The sequence below is a fragment of the Novosphingobium sp. EMRT-2 genome (assembly GCF_005145025.1).
Taxonomy (GTDB): Bacteria; Pseudomonadota; Alphaproteobacteria; order Sphingomonadales; family Sphingomonadaceae; genus Novosphingobium.
On sequence record NZ_CP039695.1, the window covers coordinates 1,538,359 to 1,555,978 of the forward strand.

At 64.9% G+C, this 17,620-nt stretch carries 14 protein-coding genes; 9 read left to right on the top strand and 5 right to left on the bottom strand.

From position 1 onward, the window contains the following. Nucleotides 1-9 precede the first annotated feature (9 nt). The 5 genes from ligK (at nucleotide 10) to FA702_RS07595 (ending at nucleotide 4,993) form a co-directional block, all read left to right on the top strand. A complete protein-coding gene (ligK, locus tag FA702_RS07575) occupies nucleotides 10-684 on the top strand; it encodes a 4-carboxy-4-hydroxy-2-oxoadipate aldolase/oxaloacetate decarboxylase (protein WP_136955645.1) in 675 nt (224 codons plus the stop codon). A 117-nt stretch (nucleotides 685-801) separates the two neighbouring features. Then, nucleotides 802-1,860, top strand: coding sequence for a 4-oxalomesaconate tautomerase (locus FA702_RS07580; RefSeq protein WP_136955646.1), 1,059 nt, complete (start codon nucleotides 802-804; stop codon nucleotides 1,858-1,860). A gap of 124 nt (nucleotides 1,861-1,984) precedes the next feature. After that, the gene (locus tag FA702_RS07585; RefSeq protein WP_136955647.1) at nucleotides 1,985-2,869 is read left to right on the top strand and encodes an amidohydrolase family protein; all 885 of its coding nucleotides are present in this window, start codon (nucleotides 1,985-1,987) and stop codon (nucleotides 2,867-2,869) included. Nucleotides 2,870-2,993: 124 nt separating this feature from the next. Continuing rightward, on the top strand, nucleotides 2,994-4,160 hold the full coding sequence (locus FA702_RS07590) for a GNAT family N-acetyltransferase (protein ID WP_136955648.1): 1,167 nt from the start codon (nucleotides 2,994-2,996) through the stop codon (nucleotides 4,158-4,160). After that, on the top strand, nucleotides 4,160-4,993 hold the full coding sequence (locus FA702_RS07595; RefSeq protein ID WP_136955649.1) for a proline dehydrogenase: 834 nt from the start codon (nucleotides 4,160-4,162) through the stop codon (nucleotides 4,991-4,993). The genes FA702_RS07590 and FA702_RS07595 overlap by 1 nt, the downstream gene beginning before the upstream one ends. 6 nt (nucleotides 4,994-4,999) lie before the next feature. On the opposite strand, the gene FA702_RS07600 is transcribed toward FA702_RS07595, so the two are convergent. Then, nucleotides 5,000-6,034: a polysaccharide deacetylase family protein gene (locus tag FA702_RS07600; RefSeq protein WP_136955650.1), complete on the bottom strand. Its 1,035-nt coding sequence runs from the start codon at nucleotides 6,032-6,034 to the stop codon at nucleotides 5,000-5,002. 111 nt (nucleotides 6,035-6,145) lie between these two features. Then, nucleotides 6,146-7,528: a class II fumarate hydratase gene (fumC, locus tag FA702_RS07605; protein ID WP_136955651.1), complete on the bottom strand. Its 1,383-nt coding sequence runs from the start codon at nucleotides 7,526-7,528 to the stop codon at nucleotides 6,146-6,148. A 74-nt stretch (nucleotides 7,529-7,602) separates the two neighbouring features. On the opposite strand from fumC, the gene FA702_RS07610 reads away from it, so the two are divergent. Then, the gene (locus FA702_RS07610; RefSeq protein WP_136955652.1) at nucleotides 7,603-8,019 is read left to right on the top strand and encodes a secondary thiamine-phosphate synthase enzyme YjbQ; all 417 of its coding nucleotides are present in this window, start codon (nucleotides 7,603-7,605) and stop codon (nucleotides 8,017-8,019) included. Between the two features lie 76 nt (nucleotides 8,020-8,095). Continuing rightward, nucleotides 8,096-8,860, top strand: coding sequence for a DUF2059 domain-containing protein (locus tag FA702_RS07615; RefSeq protein ID WP_136955653.1), 765 nt, complete (start codon nucleotides 8,096-8,098; stop codon nucleotides 8,858-8,860). A 20-nt stretch (nucleotides 8,861-8,880) separates the two neighbouring features. Here FA702_RS07615 and FA702_RS07620 read toward each other — a convergent pair whose 3' ends face one another. From FA702_RS07620 to FA702_RS07630, 3 genes are all read right to left on the bottom strand, one after another. Further along, nucleotides 8,881-10,836: a S9 family peptidase gene (locus FA702_RS07620; protein WP_136955654.1), complete on the bottom strand. Its 1,956-nt coding sequence runs from the start codon at nucleotides 10,834-10,836 to the stop codon at nucleotides 8,881-8,883. A gap of 182 nt (nucleotides 10,837-11,018) precedes the next feature. Then, nucleotides 11,019-13,598: an ATP-dependent chaperone ClpB gene (gene clpB / locus FA702_RS07625; protein ID WP_125954799.1), complete on the bottom strand. Its 2,580-nt coding sequence runs from the start codon at nucleotides 13,596-13,598 to the stop codon at nucleotides 11,019-11,021. Between the two features lie 342 nt (nucleotides 13,599-13,940). Next, the gene (locus FA702_RS07630; RefSeq protein WP_136955655.1) at nucleotides 13,941-14,462 is read right to left on the bottom strand and encodes a bacteriophage CI repressor; all 522 of its coding nucleotides are present in this window, start codon (nucleotides 14,460-14,462) and stop codon (nucleotides 13,941-13,943) included. Nucleotides 14,463-14,741: 279 nt separating this feature from the next. On the opposite strand from FA702_RS07630, the gene FA702_RS07635 reads away from it, so the two are divergent. Further along, nucleotides 14,742-16,763: a hypothetical protein gene (locus tag FA702_RS07635; protein ID WP_136955656.1), complete on the top strand. Its 2,022-nt coding sequence runs from the start codon at nucleotides 14,742-14,744 to the stop codon at nucleotides 16,761-16,763. Further along, on the top strand, nucleotides 16,738-17,568 hold the full coding sequence (locus FA702_RS07640; RefSeq protein WP_136955657.1) for an ATP-binding protein: 831 nt from the start codon (nucleotides 16,738-16,740) through the stop codon (nucleotides 17,566-17,568). The genes FA702_RS07635 and FA702_RS07640 overlap by 26 nt, the downstream gene beginning before the upstream one ends. Nucleotides 17,569-17,620 lie beyond the last annotated feature (52 nt).

Genomic DNA, 17,620 nt, shown 5'->3' on the forward strand with positions numbered 1-17,620 from the left:
GCACGGGCTATGTCGGGTATCGTCGTCCAGAACATCGAGCGGGCCGATCCGGCCGTGATCGACGGCCTTGCCGCCTGTGGCGTGGCCACCGTGCACGAGGCGCAGGGCCGCACCGGCCTGCTCGCCAGCTACATGCGCCCGATCTATCGCGGCGCGCGCATCGCGGGTAGCGCGCTGACGATCAGCGCCCCTCCCGGCGACAACTGGATGGTCCACGTCGCCATCGAACAGCTCCAGGCCGGGGACATCCTCCTGCTCGCGCCAACCTCTCCGTGCGAGGACGGCTACTTCGGCGATCTTCTCGCCACCAGCGCCCAGGCGCGCGGCTGCCGCGGCCTAGTGATCGACGCCGGCGTGCGCGACGTGCGCGACCTTACCGAGATGGAATTCCCCGTCTGGTCCAAGGCGATCTATGCGCAGGGCACGGTCAAGAACACGTTGGGCAGCGTCAACGTGCCCGTGGTCTGCGCCAATGCGCTGGTCAATCCGGGCGACGTGATCGTAGCCGATGACGATGGCGTCTGCGTGGTTCCCCGCGCCAACGCCGAATCCGTGCTGAAAGCCGCGCAGGCGCGCGAAGCCAACGAAGGCGAAAAGCGCGCCAAGCTCGCCGCCGGGGTCCTGGGGCTGGACATGTACAAGATGCGCGAACGGCTCGAGAAGGAAGGGCTGAAGTACGTATGAGACAATACGTATGAGACAAGGGGTGCGCGCAAGCGCCCCTTCCCCGTTCGCGTCGAGCGTAGTCGAGACGCCGCGCGCAACGTGTCTCGACAGGCTCGACACGAACGGAGCTTTGGCATGAGTTCTCATTCAGCACCCTGCATGTGGATGCGCGGCGGCACGTCCAAGGGCGGATACTTCCTCAAGGAAGACCTTCCCGTCGATACCGCCGCGCGCGACGCGTTCCTGCTCGGCGTGATGGGCAGCCCCGATCCGCGCCAGATCGACGGCATGGGCGGCGCGGACCCGCTGACTAGCAAGGTGGCCGTGGTAGCGAAGTCCACGCGCGAGGGGATCGACGTCGATTACCTGTTCCTGCAGGTCTTCGTCGATCAGGCGATCGTTACCGACGCGCAGAACTGCGGCAACATCCTGGCGGGCATCGGCCCCTTCGCGATCGAGCGCGGTCTTGTCGCCGCCACCGGCGAGGAAACCCGCGTCGCCATTTTCATGGAAAACACCGGCCAGGTCGCGGTCGCCACGGTGCAAACGCCGGGCGGCAAGGTGACGTACGCCGGCACTGCCGCGATCGATGGCGTGCCGGCCACCCATGCGCCGGTCCCACTGGAGTTCCGCGATACCGCCGGATCTTCGTGCGGGGCGCTGCTGCCTTCGGGCAACGCGGTCGATGTGGTCAACGGCGTGCCGGTCACGCTGATCGACAACGGCATGCCCTGCGTGGTGATGAAAGCGCAGGACGTCGGTATCACTGGCTACGAGGACCGCGACTGGCTGGACAACGCCACCGAACTGAAGGCAAAAATCGAAGCCATCCGCCTGGCCGTGGGCGAGCGCATGAACCTGGGTGACGTGAAGGAAAAGTCCGTCCCCAAGATGATGCTCGTCGCCCCGCCGAAGAACGGCGGCGCCGTTACGGTGCGCAGCTTCATTCCCCACCGCGCCCACGCCACGATCGGCGTGCTGGGGGCGGTGAGCGTCGCTACCGCCTGCCTCATCCCGGGTTCCCCCGCCGCCGAAGTCGCCGTGATCCCCGAAGGCGAGCGCAAGACGCTGTCGGTGGAACACCCCACCGGCGAAATGAGCTGCGTGCTCGAAACCGACGAAACCGGCGCCGTACGCACCGCCGCGCTGCTGCGCACCGCGCGCAAGCTGATGGACGGCGTGGTGTTCGGATAGCCTGTCACCCACATTGCTTCGTCATTGCGAGCAAAGCGAAGCAATCCAGAGGTCCACGCACAACCGCCCTGGATTGCCGCGTCGCCTCCGGCTCCTCGCAATGACGAAAACCGGAGAAGTACGAATGACCGATCGCATCCTGAGCTGGCACACCAACCCGTCCAAGCCGCGCTACACGCCGCCCGCCGGCGCCATCGACGCGCATTGCCACGTGTTCGGCCCGATGGCGCAGTTCCCGTTCAGCGCCAAGGCCAAGTATCTGCCGCGGGATGCCGGGCCGGACATGCTGTTCGCGCTGCGCGATCACCTGGGCTTCGCCAAGAACGTGATCGTGCAGGCGAGCTGCCATGGCACCGACAACGCCGCCACGCTGGATGCCATCGCCAAGTCCGATGGCAAGGCGCGCGGCGTGGCCGTGGTCGATCCCGCAATTTCGGAAGCCGATCTTCATGCCCTGCACGAAGGCGGCATTCGCGGCATCCGCTTCAATTTCCTCAAGCGGCTGGTCGATGACGCGCCGAAGGACAAGTTCCTCGAAATCGCCAACCGGCTGCCCAAGGGCTGGCACGTGGTGATCTATTTCGAGGCCGATATTCTCGACGAACTGCGCCCGTTCATGGACGCCATCCCCGTGCCGCTGGTGATCGACCACATGGGCCGCCCCGATGTGCGACAGGGGCCGGACGGGGCGGACATGAAGGCCTTCCGCGCCTTCCTGGACAGCCGCGACGACATCTGGTTCAAGGCCACCTGCCCCGACCGGCTCGACGCGATCAAGGAAGGCGGCGCGGGCGATCCGTGGAACGCCTTTGCCGACGCGGTGGCGCCGCTGGTGGCGGACTATCCTGATCGCTGTCTGTGGGGCACCGACTGGCCCCATCCCAACATGGACACCGAAATCCCCGACGACGGCCACCTTGTCGATATGATCCCCCGGATCGCGCCGACCGCGGAACTCCAGCGCAAGCTGCTGATCGACAACCCCACCGCGCTGTACTGGGCCGACTGACAGCCCGCACGGGCAGGCCCCGCGCCTGCCCGATCACCCCCTTGTCAGGCCGCTGCACCACCCGGCGCGCAGCGAAAAATTAAACCCCTTCGGTTAGAGGCCACTCTGACGGAAGGGACGGCAAGTGATCCGCACGCAACCGCATATCGAGGGCGAGACCGCGCCGCGGTCGGCTTCCGTGCGCGCGCCCAACGCGGTGGCGTTTGGCCCGGCCCTTGCCGATCCCGCCTTTTGCGCGGCATGGACCCGCCTCGAAGCGTCCGCCGCCCTGCCAACGCAGGGCCTGGCCTTCGTCACCGCGCTAGCCTGTTCGATGCTGGCCGGCGCCGACATCAACGTTTTCGCCATCACCCACGAGATCGGCGGGCAGGAACTGGCCGCGCAGGGCTGGGAGGGACTGGCGGCGCTGCTGCCCTTGTATCGCGATGCGTCCAGCCGACCACACCGCTGGCGGATGCCCGGCGCGCGCGAGGTCTATGAACCTTGCGATGCGCTCTATGATAGCCCCGAAGCCGCGCGCCGGCTCGCCCAAGCCATCGCCGGGCAATCGCAGCCCGTCTCGCTGGACCGGATACCGGCGCAGTCGCTGCTCGTCCCCACGCTGCGCGCGGCGATGAAAGGGCGCGGACTGGTGTCGGTCCGGTCCGCCCTGCCCTGTCCCACGATCACGCTTGGACCGGCGTGGGAACACCCTGACGACCAGTTCAACGCCGGCCGCCGTTCCGACTTCCGCCGCGCCGCGCGCAAGGCCGCGGCCATGGGTGCCGTGACCTACGAGGTCCACGCGCCCGATCCAGACACCTTCGACCGCTGGTTCGACGAGGCGCTCGATGTCGAACTGCACAGCTGGAAGAAGGAGGCAGGGACGGCCATGGCCAGCGATCGCGCCAAGGCCGATTTCTTCCGGGCCTTCTTCCGCGCCGCCAGCGCCGCCGGCACGTTCCGCGTCGCCTTCGTGCGCATCGATGGACAGCCGGCCGCCATGCAGCTTGCGATCGAGCACGCCGCGCGCTTCTGGCTGTTCAAGATCGGCTACGACGAACGCTTCGGCAAATGTTCACCGGGAACGCTGCTGATGCTGCACACGCTGCAATACGCCGCCGCGCGCGGGCTGATCGCCTACGAACTGCTCGGCAATATCGAGCCATGGATTTCCGAACTGTGGACGCGCGATCACCACGAATGCGTGCGGCTGCGCACGTATCCGTTTTCGCTCGCCGGGCTGGCGGCACTGGCCGTGGACGGCGGCGATTGGCTGCGCCAGCGCCTGTTTCCCGAAACCGGTGCCTGATGCACGGCGTGAAAGCCGCCCTGCGTGACGCGCGATATGCCCTTCCCGGCCGTCTGGGGCGCCTGCTGCCCGCGCCGGATGCGCAATCCGTCGCGCGGCTGGCGCGGCGGCTCGAACAGCGCGGGATCTGGGTAACAACGGGTTACATCCCGGGGCCGGACGCGGAACCCGCTGCCGTGGCGGCCAAGAACATCGCCGTGATCGCGCTGCTGGCAGGGCAGGACGGCACGCCGTACCTCGCGGCGAAGCTGCCAACGCTGGCGTTCGACGAGCCAGCCTTCGCCACCATCGCGCAGGCGGCAGACAGCGCCGCCATGCCTCTCCTGTTCGATGCCCACGCGCTGAAGGACGCCGGGCCGATCCACGCATATCTCGCGGCCCTGCTCCCCGAACGCCCCTGCACCGGCTGCGTTCTCCCCGCACGCTGGCGGCGCAGCATGGATGATGCGGCGCGCCTGCGCGACACCACCGCCCGCCTGCGCATCGTCAAGGGCGAATGGGCCGATCCCGACTGGCCCGATTGCGACATGGACCACGCCTATCGCGCGCTGGTGGAAACGCTTGCCGGCCGGTCGGCCCCGGTGGCGATCGCAACGCACAAGCCGGAACTAGCGGAGCATGCGCTGCGCACCTTGCGCGCCGCCGGCACGCCGTGCGAACTCGAACAGTTGCGGGGGCTGCCGATGCGGCGCACCACGGCCATCGCGCGCAAGCTGGGTGTGCCGGTCCGCGTCTATATCCCGTTCGGCGAAGGGTGGTGGCCCTATGCGCTCGACAAGGCGCTCGCCCGCCCGTACCTGCCGCTGTGGATGCTGCGCGACCTGATCGGCTGAAACGCCCTACTTTTGATCCGCATCCACGCGCTTGTAGTCCTCCTGGATGGCCTTGGGCACATCCTCGAAGCTGTCCCACGGCAGCGGCTTGTGCAGTTCCATCGACCAGCGTTCGAGCCATTCGATCCCGTCCTTGCCGCTATAGGGATCGGGCGTGCGGTACGCCGGATCACGCATCGCCTGGTCCAGCGAGACCGGACGCAGCCGCTGGCGCTTCAGAATGGCGGCCAGTTCGTCCATGCTGTCCGCATTGAGCCGCGTGGCGTGCAACAGCATGACATAGGGAATGTCGCGACCGAACAGCGCGCGCGACGCCGTGCGATACCAGCCGATCGTGCGTTCGGTATAGGCCAGGTACGTCGCGCGAATGCGCTGCCGACGGGGTTCGTCATGCCGGGCGATGGCGTCATCGTAAGGCTCGGCGAACTCCCAGTCGTCCGCGTCGATGGTGACCGGGGCGTTGTGGTAGCCATGCTCCGTCAGCCACTGCTCGATCTCGCGCTTGACCGCTTCGGGCGATCCGGTCTCCAGATAGGGGTAGCGGAACCAGCGCGGCCGGCGATGGCGTTCCGCCAGCAGTTCGCGAATGACCGGCTCGCCGCGCGCGATGTCCGCAATATAGGCCCGCGCCCCGATCTGGTTGGGCGAATTGTGCGAGAAGGTGTGGTTGCCCAGATCCATCCCGGCATCGAGCCAGCGCCGCAGGTTGGCGATCTGGCGCGGACGGTCGAGCGCGAGCTTCCCTTCGTTGACGAAGCCCGTCGCCGGAAAATGATAATGCCGCAGACCCCGCAGGATCATCACGTTGATGTAATCGACGTAGGCCTGGCTGTTGAGCTGGGTCAGGCCCGGCAAGTCATCGAACGTCAGCGCGATCGTGCCGCGTGGCGGGCGCGCGGCCGTCTTTGGCGCGGGCTTGGCAGCGGCATTCGTCGCAACCGAGGCGTTGGGCAAGGCATGGGCATTGGGCGCGGCACGGACGGCCGGCGCCACCAGCGCCAACATTATCAGTGACGGCAGGAACGACAGGAACTTGCGCATTGGCTTCCTCTGACAGCGGGCAGTCCCCGACCGCGCTCTAGCGCGGCGAGCCGGGATGCGCCACTCGTCCAAAGGTTTGCATGCCCGGCGGTCCGATCCAAATAGGATCGATCACACCATGTCGGCCGGGCGCACCAGCCGGTCGAACGTGGCTTCGTCCACCAGCCCCAGCGCCAGCCCCGCCTCGCGCAGGGTCAACCCCTGTGCGTGCGCGTGCTTGGCGATCTTCGCGGCGTTGTCATAGCCGATCGCCGGCGCCAGCGCTGTCACCAGCATCAGCGAGCGTTCGACCAGTTCGGCGATGCGGCCCGCATTCGGCGCGATGCCTTCGACGCAGCGCTCCGCGAAGCTGTCCATGCCCGTCGCGAGCAGGTGGACGGACCGCAGCACGGCCGCGCCGATCAGCGGCTTGAACACGTTGAGTTCGAGATGGCCCTGCAAGCCCCCAACCGTCACCGCCTGATGGTTGCCGATCACCTGCGCGGACACCATCGTCAGCATCTCGCACTGCGTGGGGTTGACCTTGCCCGGCATGATCGAACTGCCCGGCTCGTTGGCCGGCAAGTCCAGTTCGCCGAGGCCCGAACGCGGTCCGGAGCCGAGCAGGCGGATGTCGTTGGCGATCTTGGTCAGCGCCACCGCCAGCGTGGCCAGCGTGGCCGAAAACTGCACCAGCGCATCGTTCGACGCCAGCGCCTCGAACTTGTTGGGCGCGGTCACGTATGGCCGGCCCGTCAGCGCCGCGACTTCGGCCGCGAAATCCGCGCCGAACCCTTCGGGCGCGTTCAACCCCGTGCCCACGGCCGTGCCGCCCTGCGCCAGGCGAAGCAGAAAGGCCTCCGCATCGCGCAGGCGGCGATAGGCATCGCGCAACTGCTGGACATAGCCCGAAAACTCCTGCCCCAGCGTTAGCGGCGTGGCGTCCTGCAGATGCGTGCGGCCGATCTTGACGATGCCCTGCCACGCCTCCGCCTTGACCGTCAGCGCGCCGCACAGCCGGTCGAGCGCGGGGATCAGGTCATCGTTGAGCGCCTGCACCGCCGCGATATGCAAGGCGGTCGGAAAGCTGTCGTTGGACGACTGCCCGCGATTGACGTGATCGTTGGGATGGACCGGGCTCTTGCCGCCGCGCGTTCCCGTCAGGATCTCGTTGGCGCGCCCGGCGATCACCTCGTTGACGTTCATGTTCGATTGCGTACCGCTGCCGGTCTGCCAGATGACCAGAGGAAACTGATCGTCGTGCCGGCCCGCGATCACTTCGCCCGCCGCCGTGCCGATCGCGTCGGCCAGTCCGGCATCCAGCCCGTGACGCCGGTTCACCCGCGCCGCCGCCTGCTTGACCAGCGCCAGCGCGCGCACGATGCCCAGCGGCATCCTTTCCTGCATACCGAAAGGGAAATTCTCGACGCTGCGCTGGGTCTGCGCGCCCCAGTAAGCGGATGCGGGGACGGCGATTTCGCCAATACTGTCGGATTCAAGGCGCGTGGCGGTCATGGGATCACTCCGGAAGGGCGGTCTTATCCTACACCGGCTCGACAGCAAGGCCAGCCGGTGCGATGAAAACCGCGATGCGCCAATCCCTGACCGAACTTGCCGTTCCCACGCCGGGTCGCGGCCTTCACGAAATCACGCCCGAAGTCACGGGCTGGGTCGCCGCGCAGGGGATCGAGACCGGGCTGCTGACCGTGTTCTGCCGGCATACCTCGGCCTCGCTATGCATCCAGGAAAGTGCCGCGCCCGAAGTGCGCGGCGACGTGGTCCGCTGGCTCGACCGGCTCGCGCCCGAGAACGCTGGGTACGCGCACGACGACGAAGGGCCGGACGACATGCCGGCGCACCTCAAGGCAATCCTGACCGGCGTTTCGCTGTCGATCCCGGTTGCGGGCGGGCGCCCCGTGCTGGGCACATGGCAGGGCATCTACCTGGTCGAACACCGCCGGGCGCCGCACCCGCGCAGGGTGGTTCTTCATCTGCTGGGGGCATAGGCATACCGGCGCAATCCGCGCTTCATGGTGTCACGCGAATGCGCTAACGCGGGGCCGCCCCGATCCGGAGACCCCGATGTCCGCACTTCTTCGCGCTACCGTTGCCGCAGCGCTGTTGCTCTCTCCCGCCGCCGCCATCGCGCAGGAAAGCCCCGCGCCCGCAGCGAGCGCAAGCCCCGCTCTGCCGCCCGTCGATCCCGCGCGGCTACAGGCCGCCACCGCCACGGTCGACCACATCTTCCCGGCCGGCACGTATGCCAAGATCATGAACGGCACGATGGACGGCATCGTCCGGCAATCGGTCGACAGCATGACCGCGCTGCCGATGCGCGATCTTGTCGGCCTGGCGGGCCTGAAGCCCGAGGAAGCGGCCAAGGTCGGCAAGGGCACCATCGCCGAAGTCATGGCCATTCTTGATCCCGCCTTCCGCCAGCGCACGGATCTTTCCATGGCGGTGATGCGCGACGAGATGACCACGATGATGACCCAGTTCGAGCCGGACATGCGCGCAGGGCTGGCCGAAGCCTATGCCCGCCGTTTCTCCGCCGCCCAGCTCGACGAGATGAACCGCTTTTTCGCCACGCCCACGGGCAGGGAATATGCCAGCAATTCGATGACACTGTTCATGGACCCGGCCGTCATGGGCCGGATGCAGGCGCTGCTGCCGCAGATCATGCGCCAGATGCCGGCGATGGTCCAGAAGATGACCGCCGCCACCGCCAACCTGCCCAAGCCGCGCCGCTATAGCGACCTGACAGCGACGGAACGCGCACGGCTTGCCCAGCTGCTCGGCCTCAGCGAGGCCGATCTGGCAGGGCGCCAGCCGCGCAAGGGCCAGTAGAGCAAAGCACCGGCGCGCGTTCAGTCCGCGGGGTTGTACTTCGCCAGGAACACGTCGAGCCGGTCCAGCCATTGCTGCATGTTGGCGCTGGTGGAAAAGCCATGGCCTTCGCCTTCCAGCGTGTAGAACTCATAGGGTTTGCCGGAGAGCTTGAGCGCGTCGGCAAACAGTTTCGACTGCTTGAAGGGCACGCGCTGGTCCTCGGTTCCGTGCATCATCAGCACCGGCACCCGCAGGCGATCCAGCGTGAACAGCGGCGATACGGTCTTGAGGTCGAACGTTTCCTCACCCTGCACGGTCCGCCGCCAGTCCTTGCGATACCGCTTGCTGACCTTGAACGCGATCTGGAACTTGAGCTGGCGCGGCAGGTCCGAGATGCCGGCGAAACTGGCTGCGCAACGATACCGTTCGGGATTTCGCGCGGCGCCCCACAGCGCGGCATAGCCGCCATAGGAAGCACCGACCAGGCACACCCGCTTGGGATCGATCGTGCCGTCCCTGGCCAGCCAGTCCATCCCGTCATCGAGATCGTCCTGCATGGCCCGGCCCCACTGGCCCTCGCCCTTCTCGTAGAACGCCTTACCATAACCGCCCGAGCCGCGGAATTCAGGCTGGAGCACCGCATAGCCGCGATTGGCCAGGAACTGCACCTCGGGATCGAACGTGCCATCGTCACGGACATCGTAAGGCCCGCCGTGCGGCAGGATCACCAGCGGCAGGTTCTTCGGGTCCCGCCCGGCCGGCAGGGTGAGATAGGCGGGCACATCAAGACCGTCACGCGCCTTGTAATGCACATAGCGGGTCGGCACGAGGTCGGCGGAACGCAGCTTTTCGTTCACGCGTGCCAGAAGCATCATCTTGCCGGCGTCCTGCCCGTACAAATAGTATTGCCCAGCGTTACTGGACGACCCGAGGTGGACCATCAGCACGGAATCGTCGCGGCTGCGCGAAACGATCGACGCCTGCATATCGCCGACCGCCTTGTCGATCGCGTCCTGCACATCGTGCATCCCCTTGTCGAACCAGTGCACCCGGGGCTTGTCGTCGGTGTACCATGCGGCCAGCAGGTTCGCGCCATCGGGCGTGGTATCGAAATCGTCGATGTCGTTCGACACGTTGTCGAGGATCAGTTCGCCCCGTTCGCGCGTGGCGAAGTTGAAGCGGTAGAGCGCGTAGCGCCCGGTCGCCTCGTTGTTCATGATCCGGTAGCCGAGATCGCTGCCCTGATAGATGCGGAACGCGTCGAAACCGGCGTCCTCATCCCCCTGTTTGGCCTTCACCACCGTATGGAACGATTCCGTGGCGTTCGGGCGGTAGATCATCGTCCAGCGCTCTCCCGACCAGCCGAAGCCGGCCCGCACCACGCCCTTGTCATCGGCATACCAGTCCCAGATGTCAGTGCGGGAGGGAACGACCTGCTTCTGTTTGTTGGTCGCAAGCTCGATGCTGAACACGGAGGGGTAGTCATAGATCGTGCTCTGATAGGCCAGCAGGATCGACTGCCCTTCGGGATCGATCCAGAGCACGTCATCGCCGACCAGCCCTTCCTCCCGGCCGCCGATGAAGCGGGTCTTGCCGGTGGTGATGTCGAACGCCACCAGCCGCGTCTGCCAGGCATCGTCGCCGTCCCAGGGCACCGATTTGCCCATGCTTATCAGGATCGTGCCGTTTCCGGCCCAGCGATACCAGTTGAGATCGTAATCGTTCCCAAGGGCCATGACCCGGGGATTGTTCTCGCCGATCTTGATGACCCCGATGCAATCCTTGCCGGCGACATTCAGCCGGGCGACAATGCGCGTACCATCGGGCGAGAGCTTGGGATTGCGCATGAACGGCTGGTTGGCCAGCACGCTGGTTTCGATGCGCGGGGGGCGGGACTGCGCGGCCGGCGCGGCATCCGTTTGTGCGAGGAGCGGCGCCCCGACCGCAAGCATGATCGTGGTTGCCGCCCCGGCAAGCCAGCGCTTGTAGAACATCGAATCCCCCGGTCTTAAAACACCGCCCTGTGCCGAATGAGGCGATGGAAGACGCCGCCGTCAATTCTCTTTCCGCGTTACATCTCCATGAAATAGCGCAAGAATGGACGTTCCAATGCGAAACCGCCCCCTCCCGGTAAACGGGAGAGGGCGGCTGTGTTCGCGCCGGGACCGGCCGCGGGTCAGGACACGCTGAAGTTCAGCGCGCCATCGCCTTCGTCGATCCGCACGGTGCTGCCGTCCGGAATCTCGCCGCCCAGCAGTTTCTCGGCCAGCGGGTCCTGCAGATAACGCTGCACCGCGCGCTTGAGCGGCCTTGCGCCATAGACCGGATCGTAGCCCACCCGGCCCAGCCAGCGCTTGGCGGCGTCGGTGAGGTCGATCGCGATCTTGCGGTCCTTGAGCAGCCCGGCCACGCGCGCCACCTGGATGTCGACGATCGGCGCCATGTGCTCCTGGCCCAGGCGGTGGAACAGGATGATCTCGTCCAGCCGGTTCAAGAATTCCGGCCGGAAGTGCCCGCGCACCACTTCCATCACCTGCGGTTCGACCGAGGTGACGTCCTGCCCTTCCTCAAGGTTGGCGAGGTACTGGCTGCCGAGGTTCGAGGTCAGGATGATCAGCGTGTTGGTGAAATCCACCACGCGCCCCTGCCCGTCGGTCAGCCGGCCATCGTCCAGCACCTGCAGCAGCACGTTGAACACGTCGTTGTGCGCTTTCTCAACCTCGTCGAACAGCACGACCTGGTAAGGCCGCCTGCGAACCGCTTCGGTAAGAACACCGCCTTCATCATAACCAACATAGCCCGGAGGCGCGCCGATCAGGCGGCTGACGGAGTGCTTCTCCATGAACTCGCTCATGTCGATGCGCACCATCGCGCTGTCGTCGTCGAACAGGAAGCCGGCGAGCGCCTTGGTCAGCTCGGTCTTGCCGACGCCGGTGGGGCCAAGGAACAGGAACGAGCCGAGCGGCCGGTTCGGGTCCTGCAACCCCGCGCGGGCGCGGCGCACCGCCTTGGACACGGCCACGACCGCGTCCTTCTGCCCGATCACGCGGCGGCCAAGCTCCTCCTCCATGTGGAGCAGCTTCTCACGCTCGCCTTCCATCATCTTGTCGACCGGCACGCCGGTCCACTTGCTGACCACGGCGGCGATATCCTCGGCCGTCACTTCCTCACGCAGCAGCGCGTTCTCGGACTGGGTATGCGCGTCAGCCAGCTGCTTCTCCAGCTCGGGAATGCGGCCATAGGCCAGCTCGCCCGCCTTGGCGAGATCGCCCTGGCGCTGCGCCTGCTCCAGTTCCATCCGCGCGGCGTCCAGCGCCTCCTTGATCTTGCCCTCGGCGGCGATCTTGTCGCGCTCGTTCTGCCAGCGCGTCGTCAGTTCGGACGACTGCTGCTCCAGGTTGGCCAGCTCCTCGCGCAGGTTCTCCAGCCGGTCCTTCGAGGCCGTGTCGCTTTCCTTGGCGAGCGCCATTTCCTCGATCTTGAGCTGGATGATGCGGCGGTCGAGCTTCTCGATCTCCTCGGGCTTCGATTCCACTTCCATGCGGATGCGGCTGGCGGCCTCGTCCATCAGGTCGATGGCCTTGTCCGGCAGGAAGCGGTCGGAGATGTAGCGGTTGGACAGCGTGGCCGCGGCGACGATCGCGTTGTCGGCGATGCGCACGCCGTGGTGCAGCTCGTACTTGTCCTTGATGCCGCGCAGGATGCTGATCGTGTCCTCCACGGTCGGCTCGCCCACGAACACCGGCTGGAACCGCCGCTGCAGCGCGGGGTCCTTCTCGATGTACTTCTGGTACTCGTCGAGCGTGGTCGCGCCGATGCAGTGCAGTTCACCCCGCGCCAGCGCCGGCTTGAGCAGGTTGGAAGCGTCCATCGCGCCATCGGTCTTGCCCGCGCCGATCAGCGTGTGCATCTCGTCGATGAACAGGATGATCTCGCCCTCGGCGCCCTTCACCTCGTCCAGCACCGCCTTGAGCCGTTCCTCGAACTCGCCGCGATACTTCGCCCCGGCGATCAGCGCACCCATGTCGAGCGCCATCAGCCGCCGGTCGCGCAGCGATTCCGGCACGTCGCCATTGGCGATGCGCAGCGCCAGGCCTTCCGCGATCGCGGTCTTGCCCACGCCGGGTTCGCCGATCAGCGCCGGGTTGTTCTTGGTGCGCCGGGCGAGAATCTGCACGGTGCGGCGGATTTCCTCGTCGCGGCCGATCACCGGATCAAGCTTGCCCTCGCGCGCCGCCTCGGTGAGATCGCGCGCGTACTTCTTCATCGCCTCATAGGCGTTTTCCGCCCCGGCGCTGTCGGCCGTGCGGCCGCCGCGCAACTGGGTGATCGCCGCTTCCAGCGCCGGCGCGGTGACGCCCGCGGCCTTGAGCGCCTGCCCCGCCGCCGTGGTGGTCGCCAGCGTCAGCGCCACCAGCATCCGCTCTACGGTGACGAAGCTGTCGCCCGACTTGGCGGCGATCTGCTCGGCCTGATCGAGCACGCGCACGGCATCGTTGTCGAGGCCCGGCGTCTGCTGCGCGCCGGAGCCGGACACGGCGGCGATCTTCGCCAGCGCCTTGTCGACTTCGGCCTGGGCCAGCGCGGCATTGCCGCCGGCGCGCTGGATCAGCCCGGAGGCCATGCCCTCGCCGTCTTCCAGCAGGGCTTTCAGGATATGATCCGGCGTGATCCGCTGATGGTTCATGCGGATGGCAACGGTCTGGGCCGCCTGAAGGAAGCCCTTGGCACGATCGGTGAATTTCTCGAGGTTCATGGGGTCTAATGTCCTCCTGTTGCGCCAGAGATAGTGTTGCGTTTGGGCAACACAAGGACATGGGTCAAATTTTCGGGCGCTGACATGTTTCACGCATCCAAATGCGGACGGGGGCTAGATGAGCGCTGGAGCGGATCATAGAGATTGGCATTGGGGAACCTCCCCAGTCGGGTCCCCAATGTTGCCGCAAAAGCCTAAAAAATGGCAGAAATCGGCCAGAAGGCAGGGGTGGCGACGACAATCTCTATGATCCGAGGGTCCTCAATACCGAAATCGCCAATTTCCGCCGTTTCCGATAGAGTCTGGCGCGATTGGAGAACCATTGAGGACCCTGTTGAGGACCTATTCAGGACCATCGCTTTCCCGGTGCCCCTCTCCTACCGGCCCATATCCTCGTATCAGCGCCAAGTTGATGCCAGTGCGAACGTCGGGTGATTCAAGCGCACTCATTAGCTGAAGATATTCAGCCTCATTTTCGCATCTTGGTCTGCCGAATAGCGCCTCGCATACCCGTACTATTTCTCGAACTACGCTGAGCACGCGTGCTTCACGTGCCCAACCCAAATCTGGTGGGCTGAGAGATTCATCGAAATTCATCGCATCGGGCGGAATATTGGCCAATGCTGCGCTCAAGAGAAAGCGCCCAACACCGTCGCCGTAGATACCTCGGCGATCCGCGCTTCGAACATAGCGGTCGATTGCAACGCGATCCGGTAGACGAACCAAATCGCGATAGCGAACAGGCACTTGGCCACGACGCCGCCACTGCGCAATAGTTGAGCGATCCAGTCCTAGCTTCGCCGCTAGGTCAAGATCGGTCTGCGCGCCAACGGCTACGCGAAGTTTATCAACGTCGTCGCTCATCACCATGTTGACATGTCACACTCATCACGGCATGTGACATGTCACACAACGAGATGAGTACAGCGATGAAGACCAACGCCGTTCCTGCGGGGAGCGATAGCCTACTTCTTCAAGTGCGGGGAGGGTTCATTCTTCACCGCACGAGCCTGGCCTCTTGGTGCCGGAACCACGGTGTGGATCACGCGCACGCACATAGGGTTTTGCGCGGCCTAACGAATGGGCCGCGAGCCAAGGAACTGCGGAGCCGCCTCATCAACGCGGCTAGCAGGATGCCCGACCATGCCTAACGAGAACTGGATCGGCACGAGCAGCCTCGCAGCAGCAGCGGGCATTTCGCGGCGCAAAGCAACGGCGGCGTTGATTCGCGGAATTGGTGGACGAACATGGCGGGGTGTTCAACTCGTAGTCCGCACTGAACTGGGTCATGGTGGCAAATCTGGCCTTCGCTACGAAGTCCTTCTAAGCAGCCTGCCAGAACCTCTTCAGAGGGCTTTCAGAGACCTCTCACCAAACGATGATACGTATGCCATCGTGGCACACGTAACGCCGCCGCTTCCCAAGTTCATCGCGGCGCTGAACCAGGGCGCAACCGAGACGAAGCGCTATGCGGTGCTTCGTCTTGTGATGGAGACCGCAAAAGGTACTCCAGAACGGGCCGTGGCTATCCGGGATGCGGCACGGCATCACGGCGAGAACGAGCGCACCATCCAACGTTGGGTGCAACGCTGCGAAACGCATGGTTGGGATTTGGACGCGCTCGGTCGGAAACGCCCTGAAAATGCCGACCGAAAGCGGGTTTGGGTATCGCGCGCATTCGACAAGCGCTTCCGCGCCGCCGGACATACCCAGGCCGATCTGGAACAACTGAGCGCCTGGCTCACGCGAGAAATCGCCGGCTGGTGGCAATCGCCCGTCCAGAGGGCTGGCTGGAAGCGTGTCCGCCTGGAAGTGCTGACTTCGTTGCGCCGGGAGTGCATGACGCGCGGCTTCGATCTGCCGGCCACCGCTTTCGACATTTCACGACGCCGCATCGAAGAACTGCGCTTCCATCGCGCGGTGGACGTGATGAAGCACGACGCCAAGCGGCACGACGACGCCAAACCGCGCATTCGGCGTGACAACAGGCGGTTCAAGCCCATGGAGCAGGTAGTCATGGACGTGAAGCCGCTGGACTGCGTGCTCATGCGGGCGGACGGTACGTTGGCATATCCCAAGCTCATCGGCTTCATGGATACCGGCACGCATCGCCTGTTCGGTCGCATCATCCTGTTGCCGCAAGGCGAAGGGGTGCGCCAGGAGCATGTGACCGATGCCTTTCTTGATATGGTGGATCATCCCGACTGGGGCTTCCCGCAACAGCTATATTGCGACAACGGCTCGGAATATAAGCATTTCGATCTGATCCGCGAAGCACTCAAGATGATCGCGGACGAAGACGCGCAGGTCATCATCCACGCGAAACCCTATTCCGGTGCCTCCAAGCCTATCGAAAGCAAGTTCTCCGTCATTGACCAGCAAATAACGTCGCTCATGGACGGCTACACGGGTTCCAACCGGATGGACAAGAAAATCCACCGCATGGGCCAGAAGGCCAAGCCTTATGGCGGATCGATCGAGCAATTCGAGGAAGAGTTCTTCCTCCGCCTGGCCGATTTTCACGCGATGCCGATCGGCAGTGGCCCATTCAAGGGCAGAAGCCCGATGGAAGTCTATCATGGGCACCTGGATAACGGCTGGTGCCCCGTCCGCGTCAACCGCCTCGCCCTGGACTGCGCATTCGCCAAGCAGCTCGGGCAACGCAAGATCGACCGCGGCGCGATCACCATCGGCAACGAGCGGTTCCGGCATAGCGAGTTGGCCGCGTTCGCCGGACGCCGCGTGCAGGTGGTCAAGCCATATCGACGCGCGGCATGGCCGCTCGCGAACCTGCCCGATATCGGCTGGGTCGCGCTCGAACCGGAAATGCTCCACCTGCCCGGTGCCGTTGACGGTGCGATAGAAGCCGGTCGGATGCAGAAGCGCCACAATCAGGCGATCCGGCGCATGAAATCCGGGGCCAATGCAGTCGATCCAACCGCCAACATGCGTGATCGGATCACGAAGCTACCGACGCGAGCCGCTCCCGCTCCGCTCATCGATGTGATGCTCTCCAGCGAAGCCGAGAACTTTGCCGGTGCAAGGATCAAGGCGGAACAGCGGCGCGAACGTCAGCCCAGCGACGTGCAACGCTTGATTGCGCAGCAGTGGGAAGAAACCGAATTTTTGGAGGGATACATTGCATCTCGACGCGCAAAAACCTGACGCCCTGCCTTTCGTCGATACGTCGATAGCCAGGCAGTTGCTCGCCCGGATGACGATCACGCACGAAGAGCGAGGCATTTCCGTCATCTCTGGCCCTTGGGGGATCGGCAAGACCACCGCAATCGACGCGTTCGCGCGCGATCATGAATTTGAGTGCCTTGTGATCAAGGTAGAACCGGGTGCCCACAAGCGTGGCGCAACCTACGGCGATGTCATGAAGCGTGTCGTGGAAGCGCTCCGCGGCCTTCGTGATCTCCCGGCCGGGACCCAAATTTCAAACTCGACCTGGACGCTGCGCCAGATGATCTACACGCACCTGACGGAACTATTCGACTATCCTCGCTATTATGAAAGTGGATCGGCACCAGCATTCACGTTCATTTTCGATGAAGCGCAGTATCTGTCCCGAGAGGCCATTGAAGCGTTGCGCTTTTGGAACGATTCGGATCGAGGAACAACACCGTTCCCGGTTGGGTTGATATTTGTCGGCAATAACGAGTTTGCCCTGGCGGAAAGTCTTGGTGGCGAAAGCGTGATTTCCGGCGCTGTGCGCAGCAGGTTGCTATTCGAGGTCCCACTGACCTACGCACATGTGAGCGACGCCGATCTTGCGACCTTCGCTCAGTCTCGCGGCGTCATCGAAAAATCCGCCATAGAGGCGTTTCTAACCTATTTCAGCAAACCCCGCATCGCCCGCGACCTGCGCCAGGCCGAACGCAAGCTGTCATCCTGCCGGCGAAGGGCAGGAGAAGGCCCTATTTCAGCCGATATCATAAATTCAGTTCTTCATCCGGACAGAATTTAAGGACACCAACCGATTACCCGCGCGATCGTCCGGATCGGTTATAGGTCAGCGG